Annotated in this window: 12 protein-coding genes and 1 pseudogene; 4 read left to right on the forward strand and 9 right to left on the reverse strand. The window is 71.6% G+C overall.

From position 1 onward, the window contains the following. Positions 1–8: 8 nt before the first annotated feature. From qcrB to ctaE, 4 genes are read right to left on the reverse strand one after another with little or no spacing between them, the layout of a single operon-like run. Entirely contained in the window at positions 9–1,616 is a 1,608-nt protein-coding gene (qcrB, locus tag FF36_RS23150) for a cytochrome bc1 complex cytochrome b subunit (RefSeq protein WP_044887259.1), read from the reverse strand. Continuing rightward, entirely contained in the window at positions 1,613–2,947 is a 1,335-nt protein-coding gene (gene qcrA / locus FF36_RS23155) for a cytochrome bc1 complex Rieske iron-sulfur subunit (RefSeq protein ID WP_044887260.1), read from the reverse strand. The genes qcrB and qcrA overlap by 4 nt, the downstream gene beginning before the upstream one ends. Next, the gene (gene qcrC / locus FF36_RS23160; RefSeq protein WP_044887272.1) at positions 2,944–3,858 is read right to left on the reverse strand and encodes a cytochrome bc1 complex diheme cytochrome c subunit; all 915 of its coding nucleotides are present in this window, start codon (positions 3,856–3,858) and stop codon (positions 2,944–2,946) included. The genes qcrA and qcrC overlap by 4 nt, the downstream gene beginning before the upstream one ends. Positions 3,859–3,863: 5 nt before the next feature. Further along, positions 3,864–4,502: an aa3-type cytochrome oxidase subunit III gene (gene ctaE, locus FF36_RS23165; protein ID WP_044887261.1), complete on the reverse strand. Its 639-nt coding sequence runs from the start codon at positions 4,500–4,502 to the stop codon at positions 3,864–3,866. 620 nt (positions 4,503–5,122) lie between these two features. On the opposite strand from ctaE, the gene FF36_RS35550 reads away from it, so the two are divergent. Further along, positions 5,123–5,740 (forward strand): hypothetical protein, encoded by a 618-nt coding sequence (locus FF36_RS35550; protein ID WP_044887262.1) that lies wholly within the window; start codon positions 5,123–5,125, stop codon positions 5,738–5,740. Positions 5,741–5,885: 145 nt separating this feature from the next. Here the strand turns inward: FF36_RS35550 and FF36_RS23175 are convergent, their stop codons facing one another. Continuing rightward, the gene (locus FF36_RS23175) at positions 5,886–6,449 is read right to left on the reverse strand and encodes an SseB family protein (RefSeq protein ID WP_052681355.1); all 564 of its coding nucleotides are present in this window, start codon (positions 6,447–6,449) and stop codon (positions 5,886–5,888) included. A 287-nt stretch (positions 6,450–6,736) separates the two neighbouring features. Here FF36_RS23175 and FF36_RS36115 point away from each other — a divergent pair, with 287 nt between their 5' ends. Then, positions 6,737–7,282, forward strand: coding sequence for a toll/interleukin-1 receptor domain-containing protein (locus FF36_RS36115; protein WP_052681356.1), 546 nt, complete (start codon positions 6,737–6,739; stop codon positions 7,280–7,282). A 77-nt stretch (positions 7,283–7,359) separates the two neighbouring features. On the opposite strand, the gene FF36_RS40110 is transcribed toward FF36_RS36115, so the two are convergent. The 4 genes and pseudogenes from FF36_RS40110 to FF36_RS23195 form a co-directional block, all read right to left on the reverse strand. Continuing rightward, positions 7,360–7,418 (reverse strand): hypothetical protein (locus FF36_RS40110; protein WP_255355867.1); only part of this gene is annotated, 59 nt, incomplete at its 5' end. A 1-nt stretch (position 7,419) separates the two neighbouring features. After that, a pseudogene (locus FF36_RS23185) lies at positions 7,420–7,956 on the reverse strand (DUF3501 family protein); the annotation flags it as partial. Between the two features lie 142 nt (positions 7,957–8,098). Then, on the reverse strand, positions 8,099–8,536 hold the full coding sequence (locus tag FF36_RS23190) for a rubrerythrin family protein (RefSeq protein WP_044887264.1): 438 nt from the start codon (positions 8,534–8,536) through the stop codon (positions 8,099–8,101). After that, positions 8,523–9,002 carry a Fur family transcriptional regulator gene (locus FF36_RS23195; RefSeq protein ID WP_044887265.1) on the reverse strand — a complete coding sequence of 160 codons (480 nt, stop codon included), beginning with the start codon at positions 9,000–9,002 and terminating at the stop codon, positions 8,523–8,525. Before FF36_RS23195 ends, FF36_RS23190 begins: the two co-directional genes overlap by 14 nt. A gap of 376 nt (positions 9,003–9,378) precedes the next feature. Between FF36_RS23195 and FF36_RS23200 the strand changes: the two genes are divergently transcribed. Next, positions 9,379–9,807, forward strand: coding sequence for a response regulator (locus tag FF36_RS23200; protein ID WP_044887275.1), 429 nt, complete (start codon positions 9,379–9,381; stop codon positions 9,805–9,807). A 5-nt stretch (positions 9,808–9,812) separates the two neighbouring features. After that, entirely contained in the window at positions 9,813–10,997 is a 1,185-nt protein-coding gene (gene trpD, locus FF36_RS23205; RefSeq protein ID WP_396229975.1) for an anthranilate phosphoribosyltransferase, read from the forward strand. The last annotated feature ends 89 nt before the right edge of the window (positions 10,998–11,086 follow it).

Raw genomic sequence — 11,086 nt, forward strand, 5'->3', positions numbered from 1 at the left:
TGCCGGCGTCAGTGCTTGCCGCCGCCGACCGGTGCGCTCGGACCGCCCGGACCGGTCTCCTTCTCCTCGACGAAGAAGCCGCTCACGGCCTTGCCGGCGCGGCGGGCGAGGCCCTTGCCGTCCCCGTCCCCATGGCCGTTCGCCGACGGCAGTGCGAACCGGTCGTTCGTGACCAGCGGGTGGTCGGGTACCGGGGTCGGCTTCGGCCGGTGATCCTCCACGAACTCCCCGCTGGGGAGCTGGCGGATGATGCCGGTCTCGATCCCGTGGTGCTCGACCTCGGCGTCCTTCGCCTGCAGGGCGAGGCAGATCTTCTTGGTGACCGCGTACGCGATCGGCGGGACGATGATCAGACCGATGCGGCCGGCCCACGTCATCGCGTTCAGCGAGATGCTGAACGTCTTCGCGATGACGTCGTTACCACCCGAGATCCACAGGACCAGGTAGAAGCTGATCGACATCGCGCCGAGCGCGGTCCTGGTCGGCGCCTCCCGGGGCCGCTGGAGCAGGTTGTACGACTTGGTGTCGCCGGTGAACCTGGCTTCCAGGAACGGGTAGAGCGCCAGCAGCGTGAACAGGATGCCGGGCAGGACCGCCGTCGGCCAGAACACGGCCGGGACGGTATGGCCGAGGCCGCGGAACTCCCACGGTGGCATCAGTCGGGTCGAGCCGTCGAGGAAGCCGATGTACCAGTCGGGCTGGGACGCCGAGGAGACCTTCGACGGATCGTACGGACCGAACATCCAGATCGGGTTGATCTGCGCGAGGCCGCCGAGCAGGGCGAGCATCGCGAAGACCATCATGAAGAACCCGCCGGACTTCACCGCGAACACCGGGAACACCCGGTGGCCGACGACGTTGTGCTCGGTCTTGCCCGGACCGGGGAAGTCCGTGTGCTTCTGGTGCCACAGGATGCCCATGTGCGCGCCGATGAGGGCGAGCAGCACACCGGGCACCAGCAGAATATGGATCACGTAGAGCCGGGGCAGGAAGTTGTCGCCCGGAAACTCACCGTTGAACACCAGGAACGACGCCCACGTCCCGATGATCGGGATGGACTGGGCGATCGAGGCGGCGATCCGCAGACCGGTGCCGGAGAGCAGGTCGTCCGGCAGCGAGTAGCCGGCGAAGCCCTCGAGGATGGCGAGGATCAGCAAGCCGACCCCGATCAGCCAGTTGACCTCGCGCGGCTTGCGGTAGGCACCGGTGAAGAACACCCGGAACAGGTGGACGACGATCGACGCGACGAAGACCAGCGCGGCCCAGTGGTGGATCTGGCGGAACACCAGCCCGGCCCGGGTGTCGAAGCTGATGTCCAGCGTCGAGGCGTAGGCCCGGCTCATCTCCACACCCTTGAGCGGGACGTAGGAGCCGTTGTAGATGACCTCGGTGTTCGACGGGTCGAAGAACAGCGTGAGGTAGATGCCCGTGAGCAGCAGGACGATGAAGCTGTAGAGCGCGATCTCCCCGATCATGAACGACCAGTGGTCGGGGAAGACCTTGTTCAGGTTGCGCCGCAGCCCGGCCTGGGTGCCGAACCGCTCGTCGATGGCGCGGTTGGCCTTGCGGACCGGGGTCGGCCGCTTGACGAACTCCGGTGGGGATGCGGTTGTCATGAGCGCTCCCAGAAGGCGGCACCGACCGGCTCGTCGTAGTCACCGTTGCGGGCGTACAGGAATCCGTCGTCGTCCACGGCGATGGCCAACTGCGGCAGCGACCGGCTGGCCGGACCGAAGATCGCCCGGCAGCCGTCCAGCACGTCGAAGACCGACTGGTGGCAGGGGCAGAGCAGGTGGTGGGTCTGCTGCTCGTAGAGGCTCACCGGGCAGCCGGCGTGCGAGCAGATCTTGGAGTAGGCGACGTGACCGTCGACGGACCAGTTCTCCCGCCCCTTGCGCGGCCGGTCCACACCCGGTGGCAACCGGATGAGGATCGTGGTGCTGTCCGCCTTGGTGTGCACGTCGGTCTTCGGCTTGTAGGTCGTCGTGCCGTCCGACTCGGTCACCGGGATGGCCGGGAAGACGGTCTCGATGCCGCCGATGGAGATGTCGCCGAGCTTGACCAGGCGGCCGTCCTCGGTGACCAGGCGCGCGCCCTTCACCCAGGAGGTGTGGTCGAGCTTCTTGCCCGGCTTGGAGTTGGTCAGGTTGAGCAGCGGCACCACGATCAGTCCGCCGAGCACGGTGCCGGCGCCCAGCAGGGTGCGGCGCAGCAGCGGGAAGCGGGCGAGGCCGGTGTCGGCGAAGCCGGCGGTGATCTCCGCCTCGGTGACCGCGATCTCCTCCTTGGCGGAGGTGAACTCGTGGCGCTCCTGCACGGCCTGCTCGTGCGGCATCAGCCGCTTGGCCCACAGGATCATGCCGATGCCGAGGCCACCGACGGCCAGGCCGAGCGCCGAGCCGAGGCACGGCGTGTAGTACGCCTGGTGCTTGTCCCCGACGAAGTTCGTGATGACGAAGCCGACGGTGCCGACCACCGAGATCAGGAACCAGCAGGCGATCAGCCGCTCCGCTCGCCGCTCGGCGCGGCGGTCGACGTCCTCGGCGCGCGGCGGGCGGACGGTGACCCCGCCACCGCCGCCGGCGTGCGTGCCGTAGGTCGGCTGCGCCACCCCGGCGTCGCCGGTCCGCATCACCGTGGTCTCGGGATCGCGGGTGGAGTCCGTCTGGTGCGGCGGGGTGCCCAGGACCTCCGGGCCGTCGGAGGTGCCGGCCGGGACGTCCGGTCCACCGGCCGAGATCCCCGACCCCCCGACGGCGGCGCCCGACGTGTCGACGGGGTGCTTGGCCCGCTTGAAGATGCTGCTCATCGAATCCTGGTCCGACTTGTCTGCCGGCTCACCCTGGTAGCCCGCGTAGTGCACGCGTTCCTGGGCGGAGTCGCCCGGCTGGTCCCCTCCGCCCGAGCCCGCCGGTCCCGGCGTCCCCGGGCCCGTCTGGTCACTCATACCTTCTGCCTCGCTCCGATCCACAGGCACACGACGAGCAGGCCACCAATGCCTACCAGCATGGCCAGCAACCCTTCGGGCACCGGACCGTACTTACCGAGGCTGAAACCACCGGGGCTCTTGGTGTCGGTCAGGTGCTTGATGTAGGCCGCCACGGCGGCGGCGTCCTCGTCGTTGAGCTGACGGTCTCCGAAGACCGGCATGGACTCCGGCCCCGTGCGCATGGCCTCGACGATCTGCGTCGGGGTGGACTCGCTCAGCGAGGGCGCGAACTTACCGTAGGTCAGCGGAGCGCCCTGGGCGACGGCCTGGTGGCACTGCGCGCAGTTGGCGCGGTAGAGCTCGCCGCCATGGGCCAGGTCGGCGTCGCTGAGCTCCTTGTCAGTGACCTTGGGCACCTCTGGGCCGCCACCGAGGCTCGCGACGTACGCGGAGAGCTGGTCGATCTGCGTCGCCGAGTAGATCGGCGGCTTGCGGTCGGCCTGCGCGGCCGGGGCGGCCAGCGGCATGCGCCCGGTCGAGACCTGGAAGTCCACCGCGGCGGCGCCGACGCCGACGAGGCTGGGGCCGGTGTTCGAGCCCTGGGCGCCGAGGCCGTGGCAGGTCGAGCAGCCCTGCAGGTACAGGGCGCGACCCTGCCGGACGGCCTCGTTGGCGTCCGCCGTCTGCGCGGCGTTGCCGGTGGGAGCCAGCATCGTCCACAGCACCCCGGTGGCCAGCAGGCCGAACACGAGGACGAGGGCGGAGGATCTCCGGCGCCGGCGCGCGGACGGACCGCGCTTGCGCGCGGACGTATCGCGCTTGCGCGCGGACCGCTTCGTGGCGGCGACCGGCGTCGCGACCTCGCTCGGCGTGGAGTCCGACGAGGTTTCCGACGGCGTGTCCGACGGTGTGCCCGAGGTTTCAGTCATGTCGCTCACTGGAGGAGGTAGATGGTCGCGAACAGGGCGATCCAGACGACGTCGACGAAGTGCCAGTAGTACGACACGACGATCGCCGATGTCGCCTTCTCCGGCGTGAAGCGCCCAAACGTCGATCGGCCCAGCACCATGACGAAGGCGACGAGACCGCCGATGACGTGGAGCCCGTGGAACCCGGTGGTCAGGTAGTACACCGAGCCGTAGGCGTGCGACGCCATGGTGAACTTGTTTTCGCCGAAGTACTCGTTCGCCTGGCCGCCGACGAAGACGAGGCCCATGAGCAACGAGGCCAGGTACCAGCGCCGCAGTCCGTGGACGTCACCGCGCTCGGCGGCGAACACCCCGAGCTGGCAGGTGACGCTGGACAGCACCAGGATCACGGTGAAGAACAGCGCGTACCCGACGTGCAGCTCCACGGGCCCGTGTTCGGAACCGGCGGGATCACCCGTCACCGGCGGCCAGTTGCCGCTGTTCACCGAACGGATCGTGAAGTACATCGCGAACAGGGACGCGAAGAACATCAGCTCCGACGACAGCCACACGACCGTGCCGACCGAGACCATCGAGGGACGGTTGGCCGTCGGGTGTGGTGGAGGAGCCTTCTCGAGGACGGGGGCTGAGGCCACGACGGTCATTCTGGCACGCGACGCTCCAGGCGCCACCGTAGGTTCGACGTTCGGTAGGACTACGACTCGTCGATGACCGGCCCGAGCCGCCGTGCGGACCACCCCACCCACCGCACAATTCGCTGCGCCGCAGCGGAAACCGCAGGTCCTCGGGCCGTCGCGGGAGGGGTCGAAAAAACCATGACGACCGGCATCCTTCCGGCGGATGTTGCGTGCCTCACCCGTCGGACGTCCACCTCAGGAGCCGGGTCTCCCGGCCCGGTGGAGCCGGGCCGGACGGCACGGCCCACGTGGCCGTCCACGCGTCGCGCGACCACCACAACCGATCGAAACGGCAGGTCAGAGTGCCTTCCGGGCGCCGTGAGCAGCCGGGCGGCCGCCAACTGCGGGCAAGTCAGGGCCGATCGAGGGGCAGGTCGGGACGATCAAGGGGCACGGCAGGACGAGCAATGGGCGGGGCGGGACGATCGTGGGGCGGGACGGGACGATCCTGGGACGCGGCAGGACGATCCTGGGGCGCGGCGGAGTTCGACCGGGTGCCCGCCGCGGGAAAGGGACGGCAGATGAAGAACGGACGGCAAGCCGGTCGCGTGCCTGCCGGACCGGTCGGCAGGAATTCGAGGTTCTCGATGCGATGGCCCCGGCGGTCCGGGCGCACCGCCCCGCCGATTCTGGTCGACGACGGCTCACTCGCCATCCTCGCCTCGTCGTTCGATCCGGCCGCCGGCGAGGGGCCGGCCCTGGCCACCCTGGCCGCCACCGGCCATCCACCCGGCGCTCCCGTGCTCCTCCGCCACCTGTTCGCCCTCCCCGAGCCACCCGACACGCCCGAGTCCCCCGACGCGCCCGACGCGCCCGACGCGCCCGAGCCACCCGACGCGCCCGAGCCACCCGACGCGCCCGAAGCCGCCGGTGCATCGAGCTTCGATGGCGCTGCGAGCACTTCCTTGCCCGCCTGGGGGGCTCGGCGTCCGATTCGTCCCTCTGGAAGGGCGAGGGAGGCCGCGTTACGGACCGTGGTCGAGCGAGACGGCTACGAGGTCCGCTGGCTGGGCGACCGGCTCGCAGTGACCCGCCAGACGGTGCCGACGGTCCTGGCCGTGGCTCAGGAGCGGGCCCGGATGACGGGCCTGGAGATGCGCCTCCCCGTCACCTACCTCGGCTGGCAGGCGCTGGCCTCCCCGCCCGCCAGCCAGCCGCACCAGGCCGGCCGCACACCCGGGCGGAAGGCGTGTGGCCGGCCATAGAGCCGCGAACGGCCCGCGGACCACGATCCTCGACCGGGCGGGTCGGCCCGGTCGAGGACGTCGGTCGGATGATCGAGCGGACCGCCCAGTCCGGTCAGGCGGACATGCCGGTCAGGCAGACATGCCGATCAGGCGGACATACCGATCAGGCGGACATGGCGGCGAGAGCTCGCAGGCCCTCCGCCGGCAGGGCGATCCCGGTTTCGGACCCCGGGTCGACCGCCAGCAGCAGATCGTCCGACGGCCAGATCCGGCCGAGGGTCGCGATCTGCACCGTGCGGTAGCGGGCGACGTCGGGCAGGGCCTCCGTCAGGCGCTGTTCGGAGGTGAACGTCGGGACGAACTGGGTGCCGTCCTGACGCTCCGCAACGGGCAGTTGCAGAACCTCGCTCTCCTCGGACAGGTCGGCGATCTCATTGCCGAGGTCGGGCAACAGGACGTCCGCGAGGGCGAGGTCACCGAGCGCGGAGCGCTCGTCCTCCCCCTCGGCCAGGCGGTGCAACGCGTTGAGCGCCGCCGCGCCCTGCTCGGACGCCCGGCCACCGGCCGTCGGCACCCGCCCGGCACCCCCGGGGTCGCCGCCGGTCGCGCCGACGCGGTCCGGGTCGCGGCCAGCGACCCCGCGGGACGGGTCCGAAGCGCCACGGGGCAGGTCGGGAGCTCCTGAGCCGGCGGACGCGAGGTCGGGACGTAGCTGGTCATCGGTCACGGGTGACTCCCTTGACGTAGATGAACGTGCTGACGTGACGTGCCGTAAGCCTTTCGCCTACCCGGTCGCGGGCGCCCCGAACGGATGACCCACGACAAATCTCGCCGGCCGCCCGGACTGGCCCACCGACCTCACGCTTCCTCGACTTCACGTACCCCGTATCGGTGGCTCCCATGAGGGACGGCGGCCCGTTTCGGGACCTGCACGGGCCGTGGCAGTCTGATCTCATGGGGGACCAGCATCCTGATACGCCTGCGCCGGCGGGCCGGAGGGGGTGGGACTTCTTCGTGTCCTACACCTCCGCGGATCGGGCCTGGGCGGAGTGGATCGCCTGGCAACTGGAGACCGCCTTCCACCAGGACCCCGACGGCGCCATCCGCAAGATCATCCCGATCCGGGTCCAGGACTGCCCCCGCCCCGACCTGCTGACCGGCGTCGTCTCGTTCGACCTGTTCGACCTGCCCGCCGACCAGGCCCGCCGCACCCGGCTCGACAACATCCACATCGCCCTCGCCGGACGCGCGAAACCGGCCACGGAACCCCAGTTCCCCGGCGTGCTCATCCCCCCGTCGTCCGACGCCCGCCAGTCGGCCGGCCCTGCCCCCGTCCTCCCGGGCACCACGCCAGCCGTACCCCGGGAATCGCCCGACACCGCCGACGATCACCCGACCCGCGGCGCCCCGCAGACGGCCTCCGATCTGTGGAGACAGCTCGACGACCAACGCCGCACCCTCGGCGACAACCACCCCAGGACACGGGCAACAGAGGACGCACTGCGTTGGCTCGAGCAGCAGGGATCAAGGCGGCCACGCGCTCGCTGTGGGCGGGTGTAGCTTGGCCGGCAGCCCTGATCCGGCAGATCTGATCCGAAGAGGGGCAGGCTGTCGCCCGGTCCATCCGGACGGCGGGGTCAGGAACGCAGGGCGAGGTCGGCGATGAGGGCTCGGCGGGTGGCGCCGGTCAGCGGGGNGGAGTCGTTGTACTCGGGATGGTCGACGACGAGTTCGGCGGGGACGTCCGGGTCGCGGAAGGCGTCGCGGAGCTCGTCCGTCAACGCGAAGCGCACCATGTGCACCGAGACCGTCTCGGACGGGACGTCCGGGTCCTCGTCGAGGCCGGGGATCTCCTCCCCCGCGACGCGGGTGCCGCCGATCTCCAGGGACAGGCTGTGCTGCAGGCCGGCGAGGCGGCCAAGCTCCTCGCGCACCGTCTCGAGCACGTTGAGCTCGATGAACACGGTGGCGGTCAGGACGTGGCTGCCGGGCAGCAGGCGGGAGTACGCCTCGATCTCGTGGGCGACGTCGGCGGAGGCCGTCAGCCGCTCGGTGTAGACCATCTCCTGCACCTGGTAGCGCAGGGTCTGCTCGTTCTCGAACTCGGCGAGGACGATGTCGCCGACCCGGACGCGGCGCTCGGCGCGCACCGGGATCATCTGGCGGCGCAACTGCGGGCGGCTCTCCGCGTAGGCCTGGTGGTCGGTGGTGATGTCGGCGACGGTCAGCGCCATGGCGCGGCCTCCTGTCCGGAAGCGGGGGGCGGGGTCACAGGGGGGCGGGGTCACAGGGGAGGGCGGGAGAGGGAACCGGTGACCGGCCCCGGCGGAAGGACACCCGGGGCCGGTCACCGACGGTGGTGCGAGAACGGGCCGATCAGGCGTCGGCGGTCTCGGCGTTGAGGGCGTCGAGGGCCTTCTTGAACCGGCCGGCGTGGGTCTTCTCGGCGCGGGCGAGGGTCGAGAACCAGTCCGCGATCTCCTCGAAGCCCTCCTCGCGGGCGGTCTTCGCGAAGCCGGGGTACATGGCAGTGAACTCGTAGGTCTCGCCGGCCACGGCGCTGGCCAGGTTCTTCGCGGTGGTGCCGAGCGGCTCGCCGGTGGCCGGGTCGCCGACCTCGGCGAGGAAGTCCAGGTGCCCGAAGGCGTGCCCGGTCTCGCCCTCCGCGGTGTCGCGGAACAGCGACGAGGCGTCGGTCAGGCCCTCGATGTCGGCGCGGCGGGCGAAGTACAGGTAGCGCCGGTTGGCCTGGCTCTCGCCGGCGAACGCCTCCTTGAGGTTCTCGTGGGTCTTGGTGCCGTCAAGCTTCGGCATGAAGCGCTCCTTTGGCGTGGGTGTTCACTGTCGGGCCGGTCCCGCCCGCGGCGCGGGCCGGATCGGAGCCATTCGCCTGACAGTCCGGACACAGGCCCCGGAACTGCAGGTCGTAGCCGGTGATGGCGAAGCCCGAGCGACGAGCGATTTCCGCCATCATTCCGTCCGGTACGGGGTGATCGATGTCGACCGCACGGCCGCAGCCGTCGCAGACCGCGTGGTCGTGGCGGCGGGTGTTGGCGTCGTACCGAGCCGCCGCGCCGTCGCCCAGGTTGAGTTCCAGCGCCCGACCGGTCGACACCAACAGCGCCAGGGTGCGGTACACCGTAGCGCTGCCTATCCGCGGCGAGGAACGGCGTACCCGCTCGTACACCTCGGCCGCGGTGGGATGGTCGTCGGCGGCCCGCAGGACCTCCAGCACGGCCATCCGTTGCGGAGTCAGTCGAAGATCAGCCAGGTCGGTCATGGATCACGCCCGTCGGTCGCAGCGGAACCCGCCGGCCGTCACGCCGGGCACACGCCCGGCGACCGCGCCGACGGAGGGCTCCACTGGTTGAGAACGACTCTCAGTATCACTGTTGTTCCCGCCTTCTGGCAACCGCGCCGGCCCGGCGATGCACGCGGCGGGCCGGCGCCACGCCGCCCGCGCGGCGGACCCGAGGGAGAAGGGATGACGTGACCCCACAACCGGGTAATCTTCGGAGCGGATCGCGCCGGTCGCCCGGTCGCTCCCGATCGCCTCCGGTCGCCCGCCCGCGCGGTCTCCGGTCGGGCCCGGGGCGGCGGTCCGCCCCGGGCCGCCGGTCGGCGGTGGCCACCTGATGCGAAAGGCCGTGGACGCCATGAGCACCGTCCTCGTCTACGCCGACCGCGCCGACGTGCGCGCGCGCGTCATCACCGCGATCGGTCGACTGCCCGCCGCCGACCTCGGCCCGCTGGAGTTCGTCGAGGCCGCCGACGCCGCCGCCGCGATCGACGTCGTCGACCATCACGAAGCCGATCTGTGCATCTTCGACGGGGAGGCCACCCCCACCGGCGGCATGGGCCTGTGCCGCCAGTTGAAGAACGAGGTGGCCGACTGCCCGCCGACGATCCTGCTCGTCGCGCGCGCCGACGACCGGTGGCTGGCCACCTGGTCGCAGGCGGACGCCGTCGTCCCGCACCCGGTCGACCCCGGCCGGCTCACCGAGGCCGTCGTGACGCTGCTGCGCGCACGGGCCGGCGGCGCGGCGGCCCGGCGGCCGCTGACGGGCGCCCAGCTCGCCGGCTGACGCCGATGACCATCGAGGCCACCGTGCCACCCACTGGGCCACCCGCTAGGCCACCGACCGGGCCGCCCACCGTGCCGGCCGCCGCGGTGACGAGCTGGCCGGAGCTGATCGGCGCCCTGCTCGCCCGCGAGTCCCTGGACTCCGCGCGGACGGCCTGGGCCATGAATCAGATCATGGCCGGCGCCGCCTCCCCAGCCCAGATCGCCGGGTTCGCGGTGGCGCTGCGGGCCAAGGGCGAGACGCCGGCCGAGATCGGCGGACTGATCGCGGCGATGCTCGCCCACGCCGCCCCACTGCGCATCCCCGACGAGGTCCGGGCACGCGCGGTGGACACCTGCGGGACGGGCGGCGATCGGTCGAACACGGTCAATCTGTCCACGATGGCGGCCCTCGTCGTGGCCGGCGCGGGCGTACCCGTGATCAAACACGGCAACCGGGCCGCGTCGTCCGCCTGCGGCTCGGCCGACCTGCTCGCCGAGCTCGGGGTCGCCATCGACCTGCCGCCGGCCGCGGTCGAGGCGTGCCTGCAGGCGGCCGGCATCGCCTTCTGCTTCGCCCGGATCTTCCACCCGGCGATGCGGCACGTCGGCGCCCCCCGCGCCGAGATCGGCGTGCCGACGGCCTTCAACATCCTCGGCCCGCTGACCAACCCGGCCGAGCCGGGCGCGCAGGCCATCGGGGTTGCCGACGCCCGCCTCGCGCCGGTCGTCGCACAGGTCCTCGCCGACCGCGGCACCCGGGCGCTGGTCTTCCGCGGCGACGACGGCCTCGACGAGCTGACCCCGACGACCACCTCCACCATCTGGGTGATCCCCGGCCACCCTGCCGGGGACGGGACGGCCGGGGACGGGACGGCCGGGGACTCAGCCACGTCGCCGCGCCGCGAGCGGTTCGACCCGCGCGACGTCGGCATCCACGTGCCGGACATCACCGCCCTGCGCGGCGCCGACGCCCCCCACAACGCCGCTGTCACCCGGGCTCTGCTGGCCGGCGAGCCGGGTCCGGTCCGCGACGCCGTGCTGCTCGCCGCCGCCGCCTCGCTGGTGGCGGCCTCCGGCCCGACCGAGGCCCCTGTCACCGAGCAGATCGCCGAGGCGCTGCCCCGCGCCGCCCAGGCCATCGACTCCGGCGCCGCCGCAGCGGTCCTGGCGCGCTGGGTGGACGCCAGCCAGGCTGCAAACCCTGTCTAGAAGATCACTGAAAATCTTGCGGGGTGCTGGTGGGGGTGGATGGCCGTGGTTTAAGGGGGTGCGGCGGTCAGGGTCCAGCCGTTGGTGCT

Source organism: Frankia torreyi (assembly GCF_000948395.1).
Taxonomy (GTDB): Bacteria; Actinomycetota; Actinomycetes; order Frankiales; family Frankiaceae; genus Frankia; species Frankia torreyi.